Origin of the sequence: Brevibacillus fortis, from assembly GCF_046196545.1 — a bacterium.
Taxonomy (GTDB): Bacteria; Bacillota; Bacilli; order Brevibacillales; family Brevibacillaceae; genus Brevibacillus; species Brevibacillus fortis_A.
This window is the reverse complement of record NZ_CP176370.1, coordinates 2,903,672-2,930,037: the sequence shown is the minus strand read 5'-3', so window position 1 is coordinate 2,930,037 and position 26,366 is coordinate 2,903,672. Positions and strand designations below refer to the sequence as shown.

Sequence of the window (26,366 nt, the reverse complement as noted above, 5' to 3'; positions counted from 1 at the left end):
TTATTTTCCTGCTGCTCGCATGACATCATAGAAGGTTTCGCTGAAAATGCGTGTTGGAATATCGGTGAGCTTCAGCCGATCCACTGGTTTGAAGTAAAAATGCTTGTACTCGGCATCTTTATTTGGAAAGAAAGCCAACGCTTCCAGCTTCACATCCTCCATGCCCTCCCAATATGAAATACTCGCCCCGCTGATTTTCAACTCAGCCACAATTCCGTCATATAGTTTGTAAAACTCATAATAATAACCGGCATCGAGCGGCGTTCCTTTGACCCAGCCGAATTTCTCCATCATTTTCGCAAAAGCGGTAGGTGAATACGATTCAACAGGCAGGCGGAGCAATTCATTGGCTTTTATTTCTTCTTCCGTAGGCAGGAACGCTTCACGATTCATCTGCTCGAATGGCTGAGTAATCTCGTAATCTTCCAGCTGAGTACGCCAGCCGTTCAACGTCTCTTCGTCCAGTTCCAGTGGGTGAATCAAACCAATGAGCTGCTCATCTGCCAACTCATACTCATCCTCGTCCACGGTGTTAAATGTTCCATCGTCCATATAGCGGAATGTATCTACGAGCTTTCCGTCCTCGTATACACCCCAGATCAGTCCGATCGCGAATTTTTGCATCAACACGTTCTCCACAAAGAGACGTTTCCATGCTGCCGTTGACCAATATCGTGATTTGGACAGGGACTCCTCCAGACGAAGAGATTGTACTTTCACCATATTTTTCAGGTCTTTTTTCAATTGAGCAAAAGTCAATCGCGCTTGTTCTGCCTTCTCCTGATCGTCTTTCGCGGACGGTGCAGGCAGATTTTTGACCGCTTTTCCTGTGCTGTCGTTCGTGACTTCCAGCTCCAGCTCGTTGCTGACTTTGACCGTGAAGGTGCGGTCGCCGTAGTCAAACACTTGCTTGCCGGCCGCATCAAAGCCAAGCGTGGTAACCAGTCGGTCTTCCAGTTCCATCGCGGAAATGTTTTGATTCGCAGCCGCCATGGACAGCGCCTCTTCTGCTGCTGATTTGACTTGCCTGTTTTTGATCGTACGCTTGATCTGGTCGATGAGACGCAGCGCAGTCAAATCATTCGAGAACGATAGAGCACGCACGCCATCCGCAGCCAAAGCACCACGAGAGTGATCTGTCCACTCCTTAATCATCTGACCAATCGTATCGACTATACGTCGATCTCCGAAAGCGACGCAGAGCGGCATGACCCATTTTTCTTTGGCAACTGCTCCATTATCGAGCCATGTGCGCAAAACCTCTACGGTAAATTCAGCAACAGATGCCGCTTGCAGAGACGGTTTCAAGTCAAGTACCAACTGGTTTGGCGCTGTCGGGAAATCGATCGAAGCGGTTAGCATGTACTCCATTACTTCCTGACCCAGCTCGTTGCCGTCTTGGTCGAGAAGGACTGGCATGCGCTCCAGTGGCATCCATTTAATTCGTGTGAGCTTGCGCTTGTCAGTCAGGTTGCCCAAATGGGTCAAGCTCGCATCTGGCCCTTTCTCCTCGGCGTCGATAAATGTTTGTAGCAGCGTTTTAAATTTGCTGCTCTTTTCTGTTGTCAACAGCTCTTGGAAAATCTCCTTGTTATTGTCCAGGGAGCGAATTGCATCAAGCGCCATTTCCTTGACCTTTGCTTTTTTCTCGGTTTGATAGACGTGCAGATAAAGCTCCTTGTCTTTGGCCTGAAGAAACGCTGCACCTGCGAGGCTGCTCACTTTCTTCGAGCTGTCAGCCACCCCGAGCAGAATCGCTTGGTTGCGCAATTCCTCTGACAGCGTCTCCTTTGCCGCTAATAGGGTTTGCATCACAAACACGCGAAGCTCTGTATCCAGCTTGTCAAATTGAGCCAGACTCATTTCTGGATTCGCTACGACCAACGAACGATAAACCTCTTCATTGACGTCTGTGTAATAATAGTGCGTCTCCTTGATCGACAAAATCTGGTAGAAAAGTGTCTGGATATCTACAGCCTCGTCCTTCTGGTAATGATCGATGATGGCGGTCAATCGATCCTGGAACGCATGAGCGAAGCACATATGGCCTACTCTGCGATTGGACTTGTCTTTGTATTGGCACATGAACGGAATCAGACGCGCAATAAACAGATGATCCACAGGCAAGAAGCTCAGCAGGATCATTTGCTGTCTTACGAGTTGTACGTCCTCCAGATGAACATGCTCAAGTACATCCTCTAGTACAGCTTTTTCATCCAAATAGTTCGCCAGCTTTGTCGAGCCCTTTGCACGGCGCAACGCGTCTTGAACAATCCCTTCCAAAGACGGCTGGAATTCGGAGAGATCCACACCATTTACCGCCAACGTTTTGTGCAAAAATCCTTTGACTATCGGGATCGAAGCAAGCTCAAGCGCTCGTCTTGATTTCGTTACGTCGTCAAGCACCAGCTGCTTCACCTGTTCCCAATTCGTTGGCGGGGATAGCAAATGCTCGCGCAGTCCCAGCAGTAGATCGTAAGGTTCATCCATTTGCACGAGGTCAGTCAGTCTCTTATCTTCGGACAAGATATCAAGCGGGAACATGTCAAAAAGGATTTGCAAGGTGTTGTGCAGCTCCTGATCGATCTCCTCTTCCTTCTTCAGGAATGTACTGATCCCGCCTTTGACGTGAATGCGGAAATACAGCAAGCTGATGACCAGCTCCATATAACGCTTCAAATGCTTCTGGTTCAATAGGGAGCCTTCCTTAACCTGCTCTCCTGGATAATACTTTTCTCGCAACGCAGCCTTTTTCTCCTTGACGTATGAAGGGTACAACGACTCGTTGGTCAGCAAATTGTTGCTCGAAAACTGCATGGTCACCACTTCTTTTGCAATGGTATGCAGCTCTTTTATATATTCGCGCGTATCACCTGTAACTAGGTAATAGTAGCTCGGCATAAGCTTTTCTTTTGCTTCTTCCAATAAGCTCGGAGAAATCGTGTACGCATACGAAATGAATAGCAAAAATTCGGCCCGATCAAATGTCGAGGAGTAATCACGGCTGATGCTTACGCGATAATCCTCCGCGGCTTTTAACAAAAATTCGGCAAACAACGCATGTCCGAAATGCTCGATCGTTTTTTTCATGGCCTCCAATGCTTTCTGATCTTTTGCTCGGATATCAGCATCACCCATGTTCTTCATACCCTGAAGTTCGATCTGATCCAAAAAGCACTCATCCATCACGTTTTTCTTATCGTAAAAACGGTTGCTTGCCTTGTAGATCAGTACAGCTGCTCGATAGAAGGCCAGCTCCTCGCCGCGTTTTTTCAGCTTGTCAAATTCGGATCGAACCGTATAGCTGTAAAAGCGCGGGTCCTCTGCGATTGCCGGGCATTCGTCTGTGTCACCTGCAACGTAATCAGCGATTTGATCGTACAAATGCTTGTTTCGATCACTTGCACTGATAAACTCCTCCACAAATTTCTTCGTAACCGGATTCAGATCTGTCTTTCGTAAAACCATTCCTTACTCCTCCTTCTCTCTATTTGATAACCTTACCAATCCATTGCGCGAGCTCATCGGGCGTGATCGCGGCGACGTTTGCCCCCATATCGCTCAATACCCTTGCAGCATGCTGGTTGTACGTAGCGTTGCCATTGAAATCTAAAGCCGTCAGCACTAAAAACTTGCAGCCCGCGTCGATAATCTCCTTGCTTTCACGATACATTTCCTTGATCGGATAGCCTTCTTCCAAATCGCTGACGAGGATAAATATCGTCTTCGATGGATTTTCCAGCAGTGTTCTTCCGTATTTGAGCGCTTGGGCAATATGAGTCCCCCCACCAAGCTGCACACTCATCAGCACATCGACCGGATCATCCAGTCTATCGCTCAAATCAACGACCTTCGTATCAAAAATAACCAAATGCGTCTTCAAGGCAGCGAGCTTGTAAAAAATACTTGCCATAACGGAGCTGTAAATCACAGAGTCCATCATACTGCCGCTCTCGTCCACGACAATGACGATGTTCCATTTGTTGTGATGCTGGATATTGCTGTGGAAATACAGCTCATCGATGATAAAACGGCTTTTTTTGCGATCGTAGTTTTTCAAATTTTTGCGGATCGTTTTATGCACATCCAGATTTTTCATCGACTTCGTATAGCCGCGTTTGTGACGATTGCGTTTGCCGACGATGCTGGTCTGCACTTCATTTTCAAGCTGACGCCGCAAATCGTCTACGACCTTGCGTACAATTTCCTTTGCACTTTTCACGACCTCTCCTTTCATCCTGCCTTTGAATTGCAGGATGTTTTTCAAGAGGGTCATGTTGGGCTCCATACTTTCCAACACTTTCTTGTCTGTCAACAGCTCTGTCATGTTATAGCGGTCCAGAGCTTGCCGCTCGAGGATTTCTACCGTCTTTTTGGGAAACAGCTTGCGGATTTTATGCAGCCAGGCGGGAACCGTCAATGCCGAATCTCCCCGACCACCTTCTTTTCGATACCCTTGCTCTTCTCCGTATTCACGGTTGTATAAAAATTCAAGAATCGAGTCCAGTTCCTGATAGGAAAACTCGGATGATTGATAGACCCCGCTGCCTTCCAATGATTCCTCGGCATGAGAGCCTAATAACAACCGCCAGCGGTTCAAGGCTTCGCGGCTCAAATCAGGTTCCATTTGGCAAACTCCTCCTTGATCGCTTGATCGAGCATGCGGGCATCACGCAAGGTACGCTCATCGATGACTGGATTCGTGACTTGTTCCACCGTCGTTTGGAAGAGAGTTGCCACTTTTTCCGAGAGCATACTAATTTCCATTGGGCTAAAATATGTAAACGCCAATCGCAATTCAGGCACCACTTGCAAAAAGTCGTCGTAGGCCAAGGATGTAATCATCTGATGTAGATCGCGCAAGATTTCTTCTTGATGAAAGAGGTAGTCACGAGCCACGATAAAAACGCCATGTAAATACGCGGCGGTATGCAGCATTTGCTCAGGCGAGCCGAACATATAAGCACGCGCACGTCTGGAGATTTCTGCGCGTTCTATCACTTCGAGATTGCACAAGATTGCGACCACTACCCCCTCCAGTTTCGCGGGGAGCTTGTCGTTACGCAGCAATTCCAGCAGTTGATCACTGAAAATCTCTCGGGAATCATCCGCCTGTCTCTTCTCACTCAGCATGTAGAGAAATTTGAGTTGATCAGCCAACTCATCCAGTTCGTTGGGGTTCGGGTTTCCCTGCTCGACGATTTTGGTCACAGCCTGGTAATATACTTCTTCCACCAAGTTCTCCAGCCGTTCTGTCTCAATAAGACCGAACAACCGTTTCTGCTCCAAAAGAATCGTGAGTGTCTTCAACGTTTTGCAAAGAGAGAGAAAATGTCCATCCTGCCTAACGGACTCTTCTACAGATTCAAAGAGCCTTTCGGATAACTCTTCCAATCCCATAACAACCGCCATCATAAGCCATTTTGCCAGCTCATGGCTCTGGTGCTGCGGCAGTTCTTTTACCATATCGGCTAGCTTTTGCGCAGCTGCCTCTTTCACCGTCCCACCGTAGACCGAGCTCTCGATCAGACGGGCTTCGACGAAGGAGGAATAGCTGTAGCGCCATGTTTCTCGGACAAGATTGACATTTCGGTTGTTCATCCAGTCCGGTCCTGCTTCTTTGGCGCAAAATTCAGTACCCAAGAACTGCATGCAGTGAAAAAACTGGCTGGCTTCGCGATGCGACTTCTTGGCATACAGCTCTAGCACCTTCTGATTGCGCCCTGTTGTGGTTATCGCCAGCTTTAGCGATTTACATCTGTCTTTGCAATCGCGAGCGATGGGCACATCCAGTGAATTTGGGGCAACCTCACCGATTCCATCTCCGGTCAACAGCTCTCGCAATGTCTCGATCGGCTGTGAGGTTGCAATCGAGCGTTCGCCTTTTGTAAAAGCAGAGAGAACGGAATCGATCAACTCATAAGCACCGCCCTCGGCCTTTTCCCGCATGACTGCCAAGCCGTTCATGAGGCTGTACGCTTCGATCGCATCCGCAGTCGATGTCGTTTCTCCCTTGCCACGCAATCTTTTGAGCAGTTGCGGGAGGTACACCAAGGCGCTTTTCGAGAAAGGAGCACGCTCCTTCTTCTCCAGTGCCTGCCACACACTCTCGTAGTAGTGAACGTACGGCATCCCGCTTGCGTATCCATTCAACTGATCTGCTTCCTGGTACGTGTACACCATCGGATATATTTTTTCTTCCCGCACCTTTTGTATCTTGTAGGAAGTCTTGCGTTCCTCGATGAGTCCGTATGTATGAAATCCCCCGGTAACCACGAGAATTCTCGCATGTTTTTGCTTCGCCTCTGCAATTTTTTGACGCATGTGTGCCTCGCGAATCAAATCGCCTTCCGCTTCCAAAGCTGCGTCATCATAGCATTTTCGAGACAGGTAGCAGTAGGCAAAGACATCCTTGACGAAATCCTGCGTCTTTTTGCGGATACCATCAATCTCAAAAACCTTTTCCCATAGCTCATCGAAGTTCCGGCATTTCATCGTCTGGCACAATCGCTGAATAAACTGCGAGCCTGCCAGCATGCGCTCATCGTGATAGGACAGCTTTTCATTCTTCTTTTTCAAATCATGACCGTCTTCCAAGCTTTCCAGGCGACTTCCGTAGCTTAGATCAATGAAAGCAGCAGGAATCTGCCGGCGTTTTGCTTCGACCAAGGCTACATATTCTGGCGAATACAGAAGAAACGGAAAGTAACAGACGTATTTTTGCTCCCCTGTGGCGTACGCGTAATAAATGCTCACAGGAGGCTTCGTCCGTTCATCCGTCAAGATCGGAATGATATGATTGCTATGGTCCGGGCCTTCAATCAGAATGATTTCCGGTTGATACTCTTCGATCGTTTTTTTCAAATGAAACGAGCAGGCAGGACTATGATGACGAACCGGGAAATAGACGACCTGTTTGCTGAGGTTGTAGACCTCTTCTTCGACGAATGATTTGATGAAGCGGTCTTGACCGTTTATTTGATCCATTTCTTCTCGTTGTAATAAGTTCCCCATAGACCCTCTTCCTTTGCCCGTTCTTTGACCACTTTGGTAAAGTAGGTTTTCAGGATATTTGCGTCCTTTTGGTTTTCCTTGACGACCGCTCCCAGCATGTTCTGTACGAGTCGATCCATGGAAATTGGCCTGCCATCATAGTAATGGGAGGTCATTGCACTTTGGACATAGACGGATACGGCTTCGGCTGTACTCATCACGGATTGAGGGGAATCGATTTTGAACCCTTCCTTGGTCTCGCCCATACGCAGTTCCATGAAGGTCGTCGCCAATATCTCAACCACATCCCGATCGATTTCGATGTTTACGCCACTTTGTTCCAGAATCACTTTTGCTTGGGATTCGATAATTTGTGCTTCCATTTTCACATGATTAATCGGCGCGATTGTCTCGAAGTTAAAGCGGCGTTTGAGCGCGCTGCTCATTTCATTGACGCCTTTGTCCCGCAGGTTCGCTGTTGCAATGATATTAAAACCGGGCTTGGCAAACAGGATGCCGTCTGACAGCTCGGGAATGTTCATTACCTTGTCGCTCAAAATACTAATCAACACGTCTTGAACCTCAAACGGACAACGGGTAATTTCTTCGAATCGCGTAATAATCCCCTTGCTCATACCGGTGTATAGCGGCGAAGGAACCAGCGCTTGCAGCGATGGACCTTTGTCCAGCAGCATCGCGTAGTTCCAGGAGTATTTGATCATATCCTCTGTCGTTCCTGCGGTGCCTTGGATCGTATTCGTGCTCGTACCGGAGATGGCCGCAGACAGCAGCTCTGACAGCATCGTCTTTGCCGTTCCAGGTTCACCGACGAGCATCAAGCCGCGATTGCCTGCCAATGTGACGATCGCACGCTCAATAAGCACATCGTCTCCATAGAACTTCTTCGTAATCGGTATACTTTCGCCCTCATAAGAGAGGGGGTCATCCGTTCCTAAAATAAAATCGCGCACAGCTCTGGGCGACATCAGCCAATTGGGAGGTTTTGTCCCTGTATCATGGGATCGCAGCGCATTCAGCTGTTTTGCATATAACACTTCCATAGGTGGCTTCATTGTTTCCATCCAAATGCCCACTCCATTTCTGGTTGTTCTTGAAAAATATGTATACCACTAAAAATGAAAACATATGTTTGTCAGGAAAAGAAGGGTATTTGTGCCCAATATTAGGAAAGATATGTGAAAAGATGTGAAATGAGTACTACACGAAAAAAAAGCGCCCTGGGTCCCCAAGACGCTTTTCCCGCTTTTTTTGTAGAGTTTTTTACAACAGCGTCCGTAAGCTCCAAAGCTCCGGGAAAAAACGGTGATCGAGTGCTCTGCGTAAGTACATAACGCCTGATGACCCTCCTGTTCCCGACTTTTGGCCTATGATGCGTTCGACTGTCGTCATATGATTAAAGCGCCATTGTTGTTGCTGGCTGGCGATATCCACAAGCTTTTCTGCCAACTCGTACAAATCCCAATACTGGTTCACATTTCGATACACGGTCAACCAGGCTTGCTCTACACTCTGATTTGGTTGATATGGCTGTGACCAATCGCGATTCAAACATTCCGGATCAATCGGCAAGCCACGAGCAGCCATCTCCCTGATCGCCGCATCGTAAATGCTTGGCTCTTGCAAGGCCGCACTCATTTGGGCGTGAAGCTCAGGTTGATGCGCATACACTGCTAGGACATGCTGGTTCTTATATCCTAGCGTAAATTCGATGAATCGGTTTTGATAGGATTGAAATCCGGACGAATGACCCAGCTTGTCACGGAACTGGAGGTAATCGGCTGGCGTCAGTGTAGACAGGACATCCCACGATTTAATCAATTGCTGTTGGATACGCGAGACTCGCGCGAACATTTTGAAAGCAGGCTCCAGATCGTGATTGCAGATGCATTCATTTGCTGCCGACAGTTCGTGCAAAATTTGTTTCATCCATAGCTCACTCACCTGATGAATGATAATAAACAGCATTTCATCATGATGCGTGGATTGACATTGTTGACTCGACAAGATTTTATCGAGCTGTAAATAATCGCCGTACGTCATTTCTTTTTGGAAATCAGTGTGAATCTGTGTCTCCAATGAGGTGTCGTTCGGCTGATTACTTCCTTGTTCATGTGGTCTCATCGCGGCATGACCTCCTTTCCCATCTAATTCCTTTCCACCCCTCGTTCCTCCTGCTGAATCCCCTCCTTCTCACCGATATTATTTCGCTGCTTCCAAATATTTCAAATCAATCAAGCCATCGATCTTATTACTGGAAATATAGCCGGCTTCCTGACTGATATCTGCCATTTCCTGAATGACTTTTTCATTAACCGCCGTTGTTACTTCCAAACGGGAAAAGGCTGCCTGCACTTCTTTTTTGCTCAGCTCTTTGCCGGTCAGATTTTTCAAATGCTTGATGATCAGGTCTTGGCTTTCTTCGGGGTTTTCCTGAATGAATTTGACTGCCTTTTTATGTGCTTGCAGGTAGGCGGTTGCCAATCCTTCTCGTTTCAAAAATTCATCGCTGGCTGCTACCACAGTATTCGTTGATTCTTTCCCCCAAGCGAATTGATCCCAGTCCAGAAGCAATTTTCCTTTTGCCTGATTTTCCAGTACATATCCCCACGGCTCCTGAGTTGCTGCACCGTCAACCGATTTTTGCACGAATAATGCTGCCGTATCTGCTGGAGCCGCCGCATACAGTTCCACATCTCCACCATTTGTCGTCGGTTTCAGACCAACCTCATTCAGTGCTTTTCTGAGCATGACATCCTGTGTGCTGCCGATAACCGGAATCGCGATTTTTTTGCCTTTTAAATCTTTTAGTTCCGTAATATTGGTTGAACCATTAATGACGAGTACAGCTCCGCCATTAACCGCACCAGAAATCAAACGATACCCGGGATGTTTGACATAAAAGTTCAACAGCGGTCCTGGTCCGACTGTCCCTACATCGATTGCTTTGGTTGCCATTGCTTCCATAAACAATCCGCCATTGGCGACCGTTTTTGTTTGAATCGTCATATCAGCACCGAAGGCTTCCTTAAAATAGCCTTTTTCCAGTGCAATGATCGTTGCGCTATGGGTCAGATTTGGGAAATAGCCGATCCTTACTTCCTTCTCAGAGGATTTTGCTCCGCCAGTAGAGCACCCGCTCGCAATCCCCATTAATAATAGGGATGCGACAACGGTACTGAACACTTTTTTAAGCATGTGACGACACACTCCTTAGCCATTTTTCTTTTATGAATGGACTCCCCACTTCATCTGAACATTGCGTTCGATGCGTGAAAAGACAACATTATCGACGATGGTACCAATGATCGCAATAATGATCATGACTGATATCACCAAATCCATTTGTCCAAGTGAACGTCCCATCTCGAGCAGTTGCCCAAGCCCACCGCCGCCCCCGAGCAATTCACCAGCCATGAGTGCCCGCCAGGAAAATGCCCAAGCGATTCGAAGCCCAGAGATGATCTGCGGTACGGATGCAGGAAGAATCACTGTTCGTACAAAGTGAAAGCCAGACGAACCGTAAGTCTTGGCTACCCGTTGATATAACGGCGGGACATTTTTGAAACCGCTGGTCGCGTTGACTGTCATCGTCCAGGTCGCCCCGATCGTCACGATGAACAAAATGGAGAAGTCATTTAAGCCAAACCAGATAATCGCAAGCGGGAACCAGACGATGCTCGGGATAGACTGAAGCGCAGTCACCACAAAACCAAGCGTATCTTCTACGAGTTTGTACCTCCAAATGAAGTAACCCAATATCAGTCCGACAATAATGGCAATGAGAAAGCCCAACAGGATTCGTCCCATGCTTTTTCCAATCGCGGCGGTAATTTGTCCGCTAATCAATCCATTTACGAGTGTTTCGAAAACCTGGGTCAAGCTGGGAAACATGAACGATGGCAGCCCAGATAACCTAGATGTGACTTCCCATATCGCCGCTATCATAGCGATGAAGATGACCCGTCTTAAAGCTGTAGTCATTGCCCATTTCCTCCTTCAGCACCTTTTCTATCTCTTCTTGCAGGATCGACAGCACCTTCTGCTCCGTGTTTAATGTCACACTGTCCGGCATGACTCCATCGCGCATGGCAGGAACCGCAATGATCTCCTTGATTTTTCCGGGGCGTGTGGCAAAAACAACAATTCTCTCCGCAAGCTGAACGGCCTCCCGGATATTATGGGTGACGAAAAAAATCGTGACCTTGGTCGTCCGCCAAATCTCAAGCAACTCCTTATGAAGAACCATCCGCGTCTGCTCATCCAGCGCTGAGAACGGTTCATCCATCAGCAAAATGTCGGGTTCCATGACAAGTGCCCGAGCTATGGCTACACGTTGCTTCATTCCGCCTGAGAGTTGATGGGGATAGGAATGAACATACTTGCTTAAATGGACCATTTTGAGCACTTCCAGCGCCTTTTCGTCGGCTTTCGCTGCTGACATTTTTTTCAGCTTCAGCCCGTATGTAACATTTTCCAAAACCGTCAGCCATGGAAATAATCCCGCTTCTTGAAAAACGACGACTCTGTCGGGGCCAGGCTTATTCACTTTGTTGCCAGCAACGTGTATGTCACCGCTGTCCGGTCGATCCAATCCGGCTATTAAGTAGAGCAGCGTCGATTTTCCACAGCCAGAGGGGCCGACAATGGAAACGAAGCTGCCCTTTTCCACTTCTAGATTGATATCATCCAGCACCTTTACTTTTTGTTTCTGCTCATTCATGAAATGTTTCGTAACATTATCAATAGTCAGATACATGGCTGCACCTCTTTTTATTCCAACTTTATCGATGGGGATTATGAATAAATAATGATTAATCCTATCGTTTTTGTCAACTATAATCCAATAAAAAAGGGAAGGCGGTGGGCACCTTCTCCTATTCAATGCGATATCCAAGTTTTGTGTGCAGCATTAGATGTCGTCTTCTTCAACTACTCTTTTTTCCCCTACAACTTCGTCGGATCGAATCTTCTCTCATCCAAATAAGCTCGCGCATGTCCCCAGAAATACTTGCTTGGCTGCATGTAGATTTCCAGACCTGCCCGCTCGATTGTGCGATTCACCTCCTCATTGGCTTCTTTGAGGATTTGCTTTTCGTCCACAGTCAAGACACGGCGCTCGTCCATAATCAGTTCACCATCGACAATGACATGGTTCACATCTCCACCGACTGCCTGATAGACGACACGATGGACGTGCATGTTCTCTGGATTCAAGTGGGCCTGATGCATATTTACGGTAATGACATCCGCTTTTTTACCAGCCTCAAGGGACCCCAGCTCGTCATCCCATCCGACACAGCGCGCCGCATCAATCGTTACCATTTCCAGCAGTTTGCCTGGCGGGAGGTAATAATAATCACGCAGCGCCGCTTGTTGCAGTAGCTGCATTCTGCGCATGGCCTGGAACATGTCAAAAGGTGTCATCGGCGAGGTGCCGTCTGTCGTGATCGCAACGGTCGCTCCCATCTCCAGCAATTCCGTAATAGGGGTGCGTGCATTGATTTGACCAAAACCAGGAGAAGCACTCACATTCGTTCCTGTTTCGGCCAAAATTTTCGCCTCATCAAAAGAAATTCCCCGACAATGCTGCAAGTGTACGTCTGGACCGAGCAGCGCGTACTCTTTGTCTTGAATCGCGAGGTGAATCATGCCTCCAAAAGCATCGGAATGGATGCGCGTGTCGTACTTTTTCGCAATCTCCCTGATTTTCCGCGCTTGGTAACGGTCGAAATCGGTTAAACCAAACAATTGGTCAGCTGGCGTCGGATAGGATGGATTGACAGAGGTCACGATGACAAATGGAGTTATGTATGCTCTGGTTTTATCGTTATTCGCGTGATTCAGGGCTTCGATCACTGCTTCTGCTCCAGCGAGAACCTGCTCATAGGTGACTTCCTTCGTTACTTTCTGTCCATCGACCCAGCGGCTAAATGGATGCGGCCACGGTGGATTGCATGGACCTGTCGCTACGATTTCGCGAACACCGACCTCGTTGTACGCTTTGGCGTGATTCAAGGCAAAGATCGGATCATCTGAGCGCGGCATCGAGCCCAGGACTCTAACACCTGTCGTAATCCCAGCTTTAAGCCGCTCCAGTGCTGACAGCTTTCCCTCGTAGTACCAGAAATCGTCTGTTACGTAGTGCTTGTAAGTGTTAGTCATAATTGGCATCCAGTCGTTGATATTGTCCGTCGCAATCGTTTTGAACAACGAATGTCCGCCATGACCATGTGCGTCAACGAAGCCTGGCAGTATACAATGATGCGCGCAGTCGACTACCTTTTGCGCGGGATACTTGTCTTTTAGAAGTTGGGTGTCGCCTACCTCCAAAATTCTTCCTTTATCGATGGCGACTGCCCCGTCCTGTAATACCCGACGGTCTTTGTCCATGGTAATGACTACGCCGTTTACGAGTAACAAATCGATCAAGTTGCATCTCCCCCAGCCTCAAGAATAAGGGCGGTGCCCATGTCACCTACTCCCCCTCCCTACACCTTACCGCAATTTCGACACCTTGTATTTGCAAGAAAATTACAACTTTTTATAATTTGTTTACCTCTTGATTCCAAATGAAAAAACCACCTTCCCTTGAAGGAAAGATGGTTTGAAGGTTTTAGGCATCCACTTTTCGTTTGCGGAGGAAAAAAATGAGAAAGGCAATCCCCGCAAAAGCGAGTACAACATAAACGACATTGGAATAGAGATCGAAATAGTACAGAATGTCTTCCCATGATTCCCCCAACAAGTGACCAGCCATCACTAGGACGATGTTCCAAATAAACGTACCAAGTGTTGTAAACAGCAAAAACAGCGGGAAATTCATTTTGGTCATACCAGCTGGAATGGAAATCAAGCTTCTGATTAATGGGATCATGCGGCAAAAAAAGATCGTCCAGTACCCGTATCGGTCGAACCATTCATTTGCTTTATGGATATCTGCCGTTTTAATGCGCAGAAGATGCCCCCATCTCTCTACGATCTTCTCTATTTTTTTGACGTCTAGGTAAAAACCGATTCCATAGAGCATGATTGCCCCGATCACCGAACCGATTGTAGCTGCCAAGATTACGCCAAAAACCGTTAAGGATGATTGCGTCGTCATAAATCCACCAAAGGTCAAGATCACCTCAGAAGGTATGGGTGGAAAGATGTTTTCTAGCGCCATCATAAGTAAGATACCGAAGTAACTATATTGTTCAATAATTTGGGTCATCCAGTTCTGCATGCTATCCCTCACAATTATTTACCAATGCTTATCTCTCCAGTATAGAGACACGCGTTGCATAGTTCAATGAAAAGCGATAATCTTTTCCTTTATTTCAATACGAAAGAAGGAACTCTTGGGTTACCTTTCCTTCGAAAATTTTCATTTCGACTATTCCCGAGCAAAAAATATTGCAAAGAAAGTTAATATATGGAATATTAAGAAGGTGCCTCCATGCACATTTTTCAAGAACGAATCGTTAGGAGGTGAACAGTGTGCTTCGTAAGATTGTCCAATCACTCGTATGTCTTTTACTGGTTATGACTGCTGGTGCCGTTCAAGTAAAGGTGGCCGAAGCAAAAGAAACCGGCATGTTATTCATTGAGCAGCCATTCAAGAAAGAAGGACTTCGCTTTCAAGTAACCGTTACCGAAATCGACAACCCTAAATTCGACTCCCCAGAGTACCACGTAAATACGATTGTTACGAATATTTCGAGAAAACCGATCACATACACGACTGCTCAATGCTATGACGTAACAACACGAATCGAAGCGTATGCTTCCGGAGACTCTTGGGAGCTTCCTTACCGTGAAAACGAACCTGCCTGTACCCAGGACATCAAGGAGAAAACCTTAAAACCTGGGCGAACGATTGAGCAAGATGAATATTTTCGAACAGACGAACTGCCGAGTGATCTCACACCAGACTATTTTCAGTTAAACGCTTCCGTACACATCCTCGTTGGACCCGAAGATAAGGAACGCGAAGAGGAAATCGTAAAGATGCAGACGAAATTTCTTCCAGGGCTAGCCCTCAATCCAGATGAGATTGAGATCCAGTCTGAATCGAGCGAGCTCCCTAAATCGTATTACGAACTCAAAGCAACAGGAAAAGTCTCTAATAAGGAAATCAAGCGCGTAACGATTCAGGTCTTCAATTCGATCATTACGTTGCGAATCGACTCGAAGTCAGGAGAGTTTTCCACAAAGAAAAAAGTAAAAGCAAAAGGCCCGTCCCTTCAATCAGGTATACTCGAAGTGACGTATAAAGATGGAACGAAACACATCTACAATATTCCCATAAAAAATTCCAGCAACTGATGTTTTCCATGAAAAAAAGGACTGCCATGTGGTCTTACCCCTGTCAAGTAGACACAATTAAAAAAGCCTAAGCAGCCAGTGTGTTTCGGTATTCAACCGGGGCACACTGGTTTAATTTTTTCTGGAACCGTTCATGGTTATAAAACCAAATGTATTTTTCAATGGCTTGAAAGAGATCTTCTTCTGTCTTACACTCAGTAAAGTACAATGTCTCAGTTTTGAGATGCGAGAAAAAGGATTCGATGCAGGCGTTATCAAGGCAGTTTCCTTTGCGAGAGTGGCTGCCACTTATGCCAAGTTCCTTTATTCGCTTATTGTACTGTCGAGACGTGTATTGGAAGCCCTGATCTGAATGTAGGGTTGCTTTCAGCACGTCTCTTTCTTCGTTTAGCTGCCCCACAGTGTCTAACACAAGTTGTAAATCATTTCGCTTGGAAACTTTCCAGGCAACAACTTCGTTGTTAAAAAGGTCCTGAATGACCGAAAGGTAATAGTAACGGTTATGAAGTGCAACATACGTAATATCTGTTACAAATACCTCATTGGGCTTGTCCGCTCTAAACTTACGGTTAAGTAAGTTGGGATATACAATCGAAGGTGCTTTACCAAAATAGCGGCGCTTCCTCCTGATGATGGATTGAAGGTTTAATTCTTTCATCAGGCGGTATATTCGCTTATGATTCGCATTCAATCCCTTCTTCTTTAATGCTATCTGCATTCGTGGATAACCATAGTATGGATGCTCCAAATGAATCGCCATCATATGCTTTTTCAGAATCTGATCTAACTCATTTCTTGCTGACGGCTTTCCTTTGGTGCTAAGCCATTTGTAAAAACCCGACCGTGACACTTGCGCAATTTCTACCAACCACGTTAGTGGATATTTTTTACGCAGCTCGTTTATGATCGTAAAGCGAGTTATTTTCCATACCTTCCCCCCAGATGCAGATTGGGATTGCGCTTTTTTAGGTATTCTACCTGCGCCTTTAGATAGTCCCTTTCTTCTTCCACAGTAGCAAACTTGGTTCTTGGACGACCAACAAATGGGGTGTCACTAGAACCATTCTTTCCTCTTTGATCCACAAAACCTTCGCCTTTATTCTTCTTTCGAACCCATTGTAGAACTTGTGTTTTACTAGGTATCCCTAATTCCTTAGCTATTGCTTTATAACCCATCTCTCCCTGTTGATACATGTTTACTGCTCTCAGCTTAAACTCCTCGGAATAACGCTTGAATATTTGACCTTTTTTAGCCATGAGAAAATCCCCTCCAAGTAGAGTGTACCACCCACCGTTAGGTGGGCGGGCTTTTTACACTGTCTACTCAAAGGGGATAATATCAATGTGTGCGTCCTTTTTTTCATGTTTCATGCTATTCCTTCTGCTTATACCAGTAAATCATAGTATCGTCTCTCTTTATTTCTGTAAAGCCCATTTTGACTAATAATTTTGCGGAATCTATGTTATCTAGCAAGCACTTCGCCGTAATCTTTTTCACAGCGGGCTGCAACAACGCCCAATTCGCCAGGCCTTCAGCCGCCTCGTACGCGTAGCCTTTTTTTCGCTCGGCTTCAATTATTCCATAGCCGATGTCCACTTCTCCCTCTGTATTCGGTCCTCCCTTGAACCCTACATCACCGATGATCTTCATGCCATCCTTGGTAATGATCATCCAAGATTCAAATCCTGTCGGTTCCCCTGTGAGTTCGAGTGCTTTGATGATTTTGGGTATCGTTTCCATCGCATCTTCATCAGGCCAGCCTTTGCCTAATGTAAGCCCCATATTCAATAACTCTTCGTAATTTTCTTGCAAAATATTCGTCGATATTCTATGTGTAAATGGAATCAATATGAGTCGTTGTGTATGAATTCTTTTTTCATTCATGGACAGGTACCCCTTCCCTCAGTGAATATCTCGGGCATCTAACATTATAGCATGATTTTCCACCCCTTTTTCTCGAAACGAATTGAAGATTGATTAATTGGAATCTTTTCCGAATAATGAGAGATAACGAATGATGATGGACACCACGGAAATCCAGTTGATAAGGAGTGAGACCATGTCCACAACGCTAAACACTGAGCTTGTCCGCATTCAGCCCTGGGTGGATCACGATCTTCCCTTGCTGCGTCTTTTGAATGAGCCTGCTATGATGGAGCATCTTGGAGGCCCGGAGACGGAAGAGCAGCTCCTTGCTCGGCACGAACGATACGTCAATAAGGACGGACAGCTTACGAGCAGAATGTTCAGCATCGTACTGCTGCCAGATCACACCCCTGTCGGAAGCATCGGCTATTGGGACCACATCTGGCAAGGAGAAAACGTATACGAAGTAGGCTGGAGCGTCCTTCCCCCCTTTCAAGGGAAAGGAATCGCCTCTGCGGCTTTAGCCTCACTCATCACACGCATCAACCAAGAACGAAGACACAAGTTTATTCACGCCTATCCCTCCGTGGACAACCCTGCCTCCAATGCCATTTGCCGTAAGCTCGGTTTCACTCTGCAGTCAGAATGCGTCTTTGAATACCCTCCTGGAAGTTTTATGCGTTCCAATGATTGGAGATTGGAAGTTGCATCGGAACATTTCCCAATAGAAAAAGTCCGCGAGCAATTCCCCGCACTACAACGAACTTACAAAGGCAAACCAGTTGTTTATCTGGATGGCCCAGGCGGCTCGCAAGTCGTAAAATCCTCCATGGATGCGATCTATCACTATATGGCGAACGGTGGAGCGAATTTACACGGCTCCTTTCCAACGAGTAAGGAGACAGAAGATATCCTTGCAGATGCCAAGGAAGCCGTAGCAGACCTATTCCACGTAAGGCCTCAGGAGGTAGCTTTCGGTGCGAATATGACCACCCTGACCTTTGCGATTGCGCGAGCATTAGGTCGACATTGGAAAGAAGGGGATGAGATCATCGTCTCCGAGATGGATCACCGTGCCAATGTAGACCCGTGGCTGACTGTTGCCGCTGATCGCGGAATGACCGTTCGGTGGTTAAAGGTGAATAAAGAGACACTTACTTTACAACTAGATGAGCTCGATTCCCTCCTTACTTCCAGAACCAGACTTGTGGCAGTCGGGCTTGCTTCCAATGCTGTCGGAACGATCCATGATCTCGCTGCCATTTCCCAAAGAGCACGTGCAAAAGGAGTCATTGTCGCCGTCGACGCCGTTCATGCAGTCCCTCACTTCTCTATCCATCGGGACGAGATTGGAGCCGATATCCTGCTCTGTTCCGCTTACAAGTTTTTTGGCCCTCATGTGGGAATCGCTGTCATCCGCAAAGAAATTTTTGAAGCACTCGATGTTTACAAATTGGTTCCTGCCCCCTCTTCTTATCCAGATAAGCTGGAGACCGGAACACAAAATCATGAAGGAATCGCAGGAATCAGACCCGCTATCGAATTTGTTGCGTCGCTTGGTCTCGGTCATAGCTTCGCTGAAAAAATCCGCTCTGGTTACGAGGTGATCGAAGCCTATGAAAATCGGCTGGCAGAAAAGCTGCGAAAAGAACTAGGCGCAATGAAGGGTGTCACACTCTATCAAGCGGATGAAGATGTTCCGAAAACACCGACGATCGCTTTTCGGATCGAAGGGTTTACACCTCGAGAAATATGTGAGCGATTGTGCGAGGAGCATAGCATATTCGTTGCGGATGGGGACTTCTATGCGACAACACTCGCAAATTGTTTGGGAATCAATGAAAGTGGCGGCTGGATACGCGCGGGGCTGGCACCGTACAATACCCACGAGGAAATTGACCGTTTCATTCAAGGTATCAAAGCCATTATAAAAGCATAATACAAGACCCGGGTCAACTTCGACTCGGGTCTTCCACGTTTTTATCCATGAAGCCCGCCCTGAAATCTGGCGCGGGGGCGATAGTGCCCGACCGGAATTTGAATCAAGCAGGTTTTTTCTTCGGTCTTAAGCTTGTAAAGATCGTCGCAATTCTCCACGTCAAATCCGAGTAGCGGATGACCGCCCATTCCACACGTGAACGCTGCCAAAAGCAATTGATTCACGACGATTCCCGCCTCCATCTGCTGGATGCGATACCCTCTAAACCCTAGCTGATTGATCAAATGATCGCGTGTACCTGCCACATGAAAGCAGAGCGGCACTTGATACAGATTCACGTTGTCCAGGGTCATTCCGTCTTGAAGGCGTGCTCGAAAATCTCCATAAACAATCGGATAAAGAGCGTGCTCTAGCGGTTCGTAAGCGTATGCGCCATCTTGCATCCCTTCTACCTGATGAATGCTGACAAAGAGAGAAAGCCTTCTCCACGCTACCTCCTGATTTTCCCCCAAATCATTGCCATACGATAGAGCGCTCATCGTCATTTCCATGATACGCGCTACCTGATTCTGGTCTGTTTTCCTCCTGATAAAGTCCATTTCCGGCGAAAAACGCTCCCGGCAATATTGCGCCAGATCATAGCTTGGTTTCTGTAAACGCGGGAGAAGGATTCGCTCATCGGAACGACGAGGCCACTTGCTTTCCAACTGATCCGAATAACGTGTAAACGAATGGGTAGATTCCTGCATGGCAGCCTCATTCATTTGCAGGAGCGCAGGATATTGTCTCATTCTTTTTGAGCGCATCACATGCACATGCTTTTGTTCAGGCAGTTCTCTGATTAGCTCGCTTGCCGTCTCCTCTCCTCGCTCTGTCCATTGTGCCTGTGAGTGCGAATGCCCCTCCCCTTCTGTTTGAAACGATAAGGGAACTACCGCGTATACACTCTCTTGATCGGCAGACAATCCTAGCAGTGCATTCATGGCTCTATCTAGGAACTGGTAATGTACCGCTGTCGTCACACCGAGCTGGTTTGCCATTTCCTGTAATTGTCCTAGCAGTACACCAGCATCGAGGCCCTGCAATCGATAGGAAAACGCATCATACTTAAAAAAGTTCTTCCAAAAATAGATGGATATGAACGCAAATCCAAAGCATGCATGTACCGGACAACTGCCACCAAGCGCTCGGCTAAGGACGTGATCAAAATTCCCTTCGCGCAATTGTACGAGTCTGTGATGAGCCACATCGTAATGGTAAAGACCTGTAGGAATACTCGATAGCTTCAAATACACGTACAGCTCACTCGGATAGAGCCCTCCCCCAGACGGAACCGGTCTTCGATTCGTTACAAGCGGCAAAAACGACTCAGATCCTGCATCTGCCGAAGTCGTGGTTAACAACGATTGGCTGATTTGGATGAGTCCGTAGCTATACCATAGCCAGGTGCCCAATTCAGGAAGAGATATCTCTTGTGAAACCGTTTGATCTACGAGCGATAGTGGAACGTCTTCTGGCAGTGGAATGACAGGTAGCCCCCTGTACAGCTTGTATGTCAGCGGTGCATCCCCCCAATCCACTTCAAGGTCACTTGGTCGGGAGTTGTCTGTATCAAAATGAAGGCGGTACAAGAAATTTTCGAGACTCATCCGGCTCACTCCCAGATGCATGTTATGGAAACGGATGCGGAAAAGGATTCAACTCGTCTACACGCAGTGGCTGTTTCGCGTAACCCAGCTTCACAGGGACCTCCAATACTCGTTTCAATCCCGTTACTCGCGTGAGATGATGGCCAAAAGTCATCGGGAGCATGCCAGGAATCAATACGCGTACGCAAGATAAACCGTGACGCCCTACCTCTGGTGTCGTTTGATCTACCACAATGACATCGAGATCTAACTTTTGGAACACGCCGAGCAACTCCCGCAAATCGTCTGTTAGATCACGATGTTGGCTTCTTCTAGGAAATTGTTCAGCGAAAGAGACCATCGGACGTGAATTATCCATAAGAAAGGATAAGCGCTCCGCTGCTTCCGGCAAGCTGTAAAGCATCGCATGATCGTCCATCTTTTTCACCAAGGACGAATCATGGAGCATGCGCAAATATTTGTCTCGATTCGCTTCGTACTTGTCTGTCAACGTCATGAGCATGGCAGCCGTTTCGTAAATGGAGCTTTTTACAGCGCGGATGGGGTCTGGATGCGCTCCTGCTGCACAAACGAGGTGCAAGCCTTCCGCTCTGCGGTTTTTCGCAATCGTCCATACAGCGGGGATTCCATTTTCCATTGTCGCATCGAACAAGTACAAATCATAATTGGTAACGGTCTGCATCCGATCGATCAACAGAAGTAATTCCCGATCGTTGACCGAAGCGGGATCGAGGCGTGGCAATGGTAATTTCGCATACCAGGTCAACAAGAAAGCATCTCGCTCCACCACTTCGAGGATGCCGTAAAAGATCGCCTCCTCCAAACTGCCACCTAACGCACAGCCATTGGAGGTCTCAAATACAACTCCCTCCCCGAATCCCATACTGTAGTAGGCCATGAGCTCTGGTACAAGAATGGGACGCTCTTCTTTAAAGGAATATCCCCATACCCAGTTCATTTCTCGCTTGGGATCAAAAGGCTGAAACGGAAAATCTGGAAGGGCATACTGCTCTTCTGAATGGGTTCCTGCCGTCGTCGGATCAAGGGCATGCCGCGCAAGGTTTGCATAGCAGTCGCGCACCATCGTCCTCTTGCCACGTGGCATCAGCCCGCAATATCTTTCCATCCCTTCTAAAATCGCCGTTATTTCACTATCCGCGTATGAAACAGACCTGCCGGCCGTGCCCTCGTCATGTGAAAATAACGGCAGATTGACACTTACATCTGCGAACACAGAGACAAGATCACGTACTTTCCCATTCAAAAATCCTGTCCGTGAATCCAAAAATTCGGTGGGGAGAGCTTGTTTCAAATCGGCTATGGGTTTGGTCCGGTAGCTGTCCGGCTTTTGCTTTGCGATAGGCTTCAAGCGTATTCTTGCCTGCGCTTCAGAATCCTCAGGCAGCTGACTGCATACTGGACATAATGGATTCGGCAAAAAGAAATGACGCGTGCTTGTAAAAGTTTGTAAATCAATGAACTGGATATGCTCTAATAACTTGGCTTGCCTGCTCTCTACTATACGTTCTACCTCTGCGCAGACATGGTATGCCACCTGTAACAATCCAGAGCGGGATGACCACGGGTCACGCGGTATGCCGCCTTTTTCACTCAACATGTGTTGTACCTTCCACATCGCTTTGCGATCGCGGCCCGCCATCAGTCGCCGCATATCTGCACACTGGGAGCACCCTGTTTGACCTGGATGAACCAACGGACCTACGATGGCCTCCCCAAAGGAAACAAAGCCGCGCAGCCATGGGATATTTGCTTGGCGAAAATGTTTTTCTGCCTGCAAATGCAAAGCGGGATGATACATATCATGCAACAGGAGAGCCAAATCTGCTCCGCTTGTCGCAGACTCCATGTTTTCACTGTGACACACGCGATAGTTCTTCTTCAAACGTTCTGAAACCAACTCTGCCAGTACTCCGTCTCCCATGATAAGAATCTCAGCGTTCATCGAGCACCTCCCGCGAGAGCAGCAAGGCGAATACGCCACCAAGGTCTTCTTCTAGGAAAGGCTCCATCGCGGCATTCATGACCCGCGGAGAAAGGTGATGGAGGGCTAGCACCTGAACTGCTTGTTTCCAGACTTCTTTTTCCGATTCTTCCTGAACGCCGTTGCGTGCAAGTTCGATGGCTTCGCCCGTCAATCCAACAGATTGCGCAGTCAGTACATACTTGGATACTTGATTGGTTGGGGTCTGAATCTGTTGCAAGGCATACATCAGCGCTGATCGTAATGCATCTCGCTCCTGCAAGCCAATACTGCCGTACCATCCCGTGCGCGTTCCCACCCAATACACCGGAAATCCGCACACCTCATGCCCCTTTGCTATCGTTGGTTTTTCACCCAACGTAGTAAATGACCGGATATACAATTGGCATGGATCATCAGCAATCGTGTCAGCACGGACAGGTCTCGCTGTTGGTTGTCTCCCTTTCCTTTCTGCTACATACGTGAGCGTCAAGCAATGCCGCAGCGCACGATTTAGTCCTTCTGCAGGCGTTTCCCCTGCTCCGACTCCGATATTGCCATTTCCAACAGCTCGAAAAGCAGAATCTATGGCTGCGAGGTGGTTCACCATTCTCTCAACGTACATTTCTGCCCCAAGAAGCCCCGCTTCTCTTCGTGCCTCCTCATGGGTATAACCAGGGCAGACGACTTGCGGCAAAAGCTCTGCTGGACCTTCTGAGACTGGATCTACTGCTGTAACCCTGCACTGTGTGAGCGGTAATTGCGTGAGCTCGCCCTCATCCCAGCTGTGAAAAATTCCGGTATCCGAAGAGGTCCACGACTGAAACAGAGACTGTAGTCCTTCTTTTGGTTCTGTCTTATCGGATAGCCAAGATTCAAGCTCCTTTCCATCCAATACCTCCAGGCTCATTTCTTTCTTCACCATCGGATGCGGAAGGAATGATCGCCAGCCTCCTTCCAAGGTCTCCAGATTCAGTACATACACTTTGTTTTCAGCCTCAGCTTCATTGACACCAGTAACATGTTTGAACCATTCGAACACTGCAATATTCGCCAGCATGGCTGCTGCCGTCATTGAAAATGGATGTTGATCGGGATCCGCATCTAAAGTCTGTCGGTGCAAACGACGCCAAGCCGAATCTAAGCAAGCTGCTGATTCGGGATGAATCAAAGGTCCAGCTATTCCTTTTTGCAACAGACAAACGGCAGGAACAAATACTTTCTTCCTCTCTCTGCACGCGGACAGAATGACGCTCATTTCATCCTTGTTCACTTGCGCTGAGGTGTACAAAACAGCAGCGAAAGGCTCAACGGCCTCCAACCACTCTGCAATCCCCCACGCCGCTGGTTTTAGCTCCTCCAGCTTGACGTGCGGGTCTTTTCTGCGAGCATGCTCGATGATTGCGTCTAATCGCTCCCGATTCGTAGGAGCTTCATTCGTGATGATGTAATGGAATTGAACGCAGCCTGACTCTAGCAAGGCGTGGACAACAGAAAGAAGAAAGGAACCTGCGCCAACTATCAATACTTTTTTCGTACGATATTTTTGAAATAGATATCCTCCCGATCCGCCAAACTGGTCCAAAAATTCAATCTGCTCCGCATAGGCCGACATGATTTCAGGCGATAGTTGATGTGGCTTCTCTAGACTGATGTCTTGAAGAAATCCATTTTGTAAAAGCGTATCCGCCACCTGGTAAATTTGCTGTTGATATTCTTCCGGCAAATCTTCGGTCAATTGTGCCAGCGTATACTCCCCATTAAACATCGGCATGAGCTGGTCAACCCATCGTTCAATCATATCCCCCTTCATTCGAAATGTTCCGATGTTGTTCCGAAAGTATACACTCCCATCTGAATCAGGCAGATAAACCGTATCCCGCTTCACTTTTATGCGCATCGAAGGATTCAGCCTAACCATTCTCCTCCCCCTTATTGTGCGAGATCAGCCCTTTTGCGACATGATGTGTTACAGTCATTTTATGTAGAACACTTTGTCTCACATGCCAGCAGGAAAAACAAAGCCCCTGTCAAGACGTCATCTTGACAGGGCGCTCATTCGGATATAGAGATCGCCATTCATACGATAAAGCATGGGAAGAAGCAAGTGCAGCTGCACGTGCAGAAGCAGGAACAGCTACAAGAGCAGGAGCAAGAACAAGAGCAACTGCAACGTCCACACCCACATCTGTGGCAGCCACCACACCTTCCACATCCGCCACACCGGCTTCGAACTAGCGTCGCTTCATTCATTTTTTGTTTATCCCAGCGCTGCACTTTATCCGCTTTTATTTCAGAAGCCTTCAGTTTTTTTAGCTCTTTTTTGAAATCATCCATTCATCCTCACCTCCGCCACTTCATGGAGCTACTCTAGATTTATGAAGCGAGGCTGGGTATTTGTTCCATGATCATGCGCCCATTTTTGGTTAAACATGAGAAGAACCCGCTATGCTGCAAGGTTCCCTGACAAAAAAAGAAGCCGCCCTCAAAGTGAAGGCAGCTTGGATGATCACTGATTTACAGTTTGAAGATAATGCCCATCAGCGAGTAAATAATCACCGTCGAGAACAGCACCGTCATATGAATCAGTGAATAAATAAACATCGTTTTTGACCATTTCTGCGAATCCATTTTCCGGTATCCAAAAACACTCAGAACCAGCCATAAAATATTCAGGAGCAGGGCCATAAATGTAAGCCCAGCGCTTAATGACCAAAATAGAAAACTGCTAGCAATTAAAATAACCAAATAAACATTTGTTTGAATGTAGGTACGTCTCGCACCTTTGACCACGGGCAACATAGGAACCCCAGCCGCCTTGTACTCATCATGCTTGCGAATCGCAATCGCATAGAAGTGAGGCATTTGCCAAATGACCATGATGATAAAGAGACCAAGGATAGCAGGATGCGTGATATCCGGGTGAATGGCAGCCCAACCGATGAGCAGCGGCATTGCGCCAGAAATACTCCCTACCTCCGTATTGTAAACCGTTCTTCTTTTGGTCCACATCGTATAAGGCACGACATAAAAAAACAGTCCGAGAAAACCCATAATAGCAGCCAACGGTGTTGCCAAGATAAGAGCCACCAAGCCCAAAATCGTCATCAGGGATGCTAGCCATAAAACTGTCTTCGTTGATATTTCTCCTGTCACCGTAGGTCTGTTTTTCGTCCGCTCCATGACAGAATCGATATCGCGATCATACACGTTATTAAATGCACCCGCTGCGCCCATGATTAAAATAGAGCCAATCGTAGCAAATAAGATTTCTGGCAGCTTATCTATTAGACTGAACTGATACGTATATAAAGCCAATGTTAATCCGGCAAACATCGGAATCAAATTCGATTTGATAATCCCCGTCTTAACCGTTTGTGCCAAAATATTGGACATAGGCCGATTCCGCGTTGCAACGCTTTCTTCCCTCTGCATTCGTACACTGTCCCCTCTTACTAGATGATCTATTCTATCGTACTCCAAAATAGCATGACATAGTAGACGGTTAAATCCTACAAAACTGCCATTTGTATCTTACATACCAATAAGGATTTAAATACTATATGGAATGTTAATTCTATATGGTATGATTGTCAAGAGAAGGAGGCG

General features: G+C 47.2%; 19 protein-coding genes. 2 read left to right on the top strand and 17 right to left on the bottom strand.

Annotated features, from left to right (window positions below; translation table 11 throughout):
• From ACKKE8_RS15085 to ACKKE8_RS15040, 10 genes are all read right to left on the bottom strand, one after another.
• On the bottom strand, positions 1 to 3,468 hold the full coding sequence (locus ACKKE8_RS15085; protein ID WP_409178847.1) for a DUF4132 domain-containing protein: 3,468 nt from the start codon (positions 3,466 to 3,468) through the stop codon (positions 1 to 3).
• Positions 3,469 to 3,487: 19 nt separating this feature from the next.
• Positions 3,488 to 4,627 carry a VWA domain-containing protein gene (locus ACKKE8_RS15080; protein WP_409178846.1) on the bottom strand — a complete coding sequence of 380 codons (1,140 nt, stop codon included), beginning with the start codon at positions 4,625 to 4,627 and terminating at the stop codon, positions 3,488 to 3,490.
• Positions 4,612 to 7,014 carry a DUF5682 family protein gene (locus ACKKE8_RS15075; protein ID WP_409178845.1) on the bottom strand — a complete coding sequence of 801 codons (2,403 nt, stop codon included), beginning with the start codon at positions 7,012 to 7,014 and terminating at the stop codon, positions 4,612 to 4,614. The genes ACKKE8_RS15080 and ACKKE8_RS15075 overlap by 16 nt, the downstream gene beginning before the upstream one ends.
• Positions 6,975 to 8,075 (bottom strand): ATP-binding protein, encoded by a 1,101-nt coding sequence (locus ACKKE8_RS15070; RefSeq protein ID WP_409178844.1) that lies wholly within the window; start codon positions 8,073 to 8,075, stop codon positions 6,975 to 6,977. The genes ACKKE8_RS15075 and ACKKE8_RS15070 overlap by 40 nt, the downstream gene beginning before the upstream one ends.
• A gap of 199 nt (positions 8,076 to 8,274) precedes the next feature.
• Entirely contained in the window at positions 8,275 to 9,135 is an 861-nt protein-coding gene (kynA, locus tag ACKKE8_RS15065; protein WP_409178843.1) for a tryptophan 2,3-dioxygenase, read from the bottom strand.
• Between the two features lie 78 nt (positions 9,136 to 9,213).
• On the bottom strand, positions 9,214 to 10,209 hold the full coding sequence (locus ACKKE8_RS15060; protein WP_409178842.1) for an aliphatic sulfonate ABC transporter substrate-binding protein: 996 nt from the start codon (positions 10,207 to 10,209) through the stop codon (positions 9,214 to 9,216).
• A gap of 30 nt (positions 10,210 to 10,239) precedes the next feature.
• Positions 10,240 to 10,995, bottom strand: a complete 756-nt coding sequence (locus ACKKE8_RS15055) for an ABC transporter permease (RefSeq protein ID WP_020477521.1) — start codon at positions 10,993 to 10,995, stop codon at positions 10,240 to 10,242.
• Entirely contained in the window at positions 10,928 to 11,770 is an 843-nt protein-coding gene (locus tag ACKKE8_RS15050) for an ABC transporter ATP-binding protein (protein ID WP_409178841.1), read from the bottom strand. The genes ACKKE8_RS15055 and ACKKE8_RS15050 overlap by 68 nt, the downstream gene beginning before the upstream one ends.
• Before the next feature lie 188 nt (positions 11,771 to 11,958).
• Entirely contained in the window at positions 11,959 to 13,443 is a 1,485-nt protein-coding gene (locus ACKKE8_RS15045) for an amidohydrolase family protein (RefSeq protein ID WP_409178840.1), read from the bottom strand.
• A 184-nt stretch (positions 13,444 to 13,627) separates the two neighbouring features.
• Positions 13,628 to 14,239, bottom strand: a complete 612-nt coding sequence (locus tag ACKKE8_RS15040; RefSeq protein ID WP_409178839.1) for a DedA family protein — start codon at positions 14,237 to 14,239, stop codon at positions 13,628 to 13,630.
• 254 nt (positions 14,240 to 14,493) lie between these two features.
• Between ACKKE8_RS15040 and ACKKE8_RS15035 the strand changes: the two genes are divergently transcribed.
• Positions 14,494 to 15,321, top strand: coding sequence for a hypothetical protein (locus ACKKE8_RS15035; RefSeq protein WP_409178838.1), 828 nt, complete (start codon positions 14,494 to 14,496; stop codon positions 15,319 to 15,321).
• A 67-nt stretch (positions 15,322 to 15,388) separates the two neighbouring features.
• On the opposite strand, the gene ACKKE8_RS15030 is transcribed toward ACKKE8_RS15035, so the two are convergent.
• Together ACKKE8_RS15030 and ACKKE8_RS15025 are read right to left on the bottom strand one after the other, a co-directional pair.
• A protein-coding gene (locus tag ACKKE8_RS15030) for an IS3 family transposase (RefSeq protein WP_409174429.1) occupies positions 15,389 to 16,578 on the bottom strand; the annotation gives its coding sequence in 2 pieces (ribosomal slippage) (positions 15,389 to 16,290 and positions 16,290 to 16,578; 1,191 coding nt in all).
• A gap of 115 nt (positions 16,579 to 16,693) precedes the next feature.
• Positions 16,694 to 17,206: a GNAT family N-acetyltransferase gene (locus ACKKE8_RS15025; protein WP_409178837.1), complete on the bottom strand. Its 513-nt coding sequence runs from the start codon at positions 17,204 to 17,206 to the stop codon at positions 16,694 to 16,696.
• 175 nt (positions 17,207 to 17,381) lie between these two features.
• Here ACKKE8_RS15025 and ACKKE8_RS15020 point away from each other — a divergent pair, with 175 nt between their 5' ends.
• Positions 17,382 to 19,127 carry a cysteine desulfurase-like protein gene (locus ACKKE8_RS15020; RefSeq protein WP_409178836.1) on the top strand — a complete coding sequence of 582 codons (1,746 nt, stop codon included), beginning with the start codon at positions 17,382 to 17,384 and terminating at the stop codon, positions 19,125 to 19,127.
• Between the two features lie 41 nt (positions 19,128 to 19,168).
• On the opposite strand, the gene ACKKE8_RS15015 is transcribed toward ACKKE8_RS15020, so the two are convergent.
• The 5 genes from ACKKE8_RS15015 to cyoE all read right to left on the bottom strand — a co-directional run bounded on the left by ACKKE8_RS15015 (position 19,169) and on the right by cyoE (position 26,192).
• Entirely contained in the window at positions 19,169 to 20,776 is a 1,608-nt protein-coding gene (locus ACKKE8_RS15015; RefSeq protein ID WP_409178835.1) for a SagB family peptide dehydrogenase, read from the bottom strand.
• A gap of 22 nt (positions 20,777 to 20,798) precedes the next feature.
• Entirely contained in the window at positions 20,799 to 22,739 is a 1,941-nt protein-coding gene (locus tag ACKKE8_RS15010; RefSeq protein WP_409178834.1) for a TOMM precursor leader peptide-binding protein, read from the bottom strand.
• A complete protein-coding gene (locus ACKKE8_RS15005; protein WP_409178833.1) occupies positions 22,729 to 24,678 on the bottom strand; it encodes a putative thiazole-containing bacteriocin maturation protein in 1,950 nt (649 codons plus the stop codon). The genes ACKKE8_RS15010 and ACKKE8_RS15005 overlap by 11 nt, the downstream gene beginning before the upstream one ends.
• A gap of 158 nt (positions 24,679 to 24,836) precedes the next feature.
• A complete protein-coding gene (locus ACKKE8_RS15000; protein WP_409178832.1) occupies positions 24,837 to 25,094 on the bottom strand; it encodes a heterocycloanthracin/sonorensin family bacteriocin in 258 nt (85 codons plus the stop codon).
• Between the two features lie 180 nt (positions 25,095 to 25,274).
• The gene (gene cyoE, locus ACKKE8_RS14995) at positions 25,275 to 26,192 is read right to left on the bottom strand and encodes a heme o synthase (RefSeq protein ID WP_409178831.1); all 918 of its coding nucleotides are present in this window, start codon (positions 26,190 to 26,192) and stop codon (positions 25,275 to 25,277) included.
• Between the last annotated feature and the right edge of the window lie 174 nt (positions 26,193 to 26,366).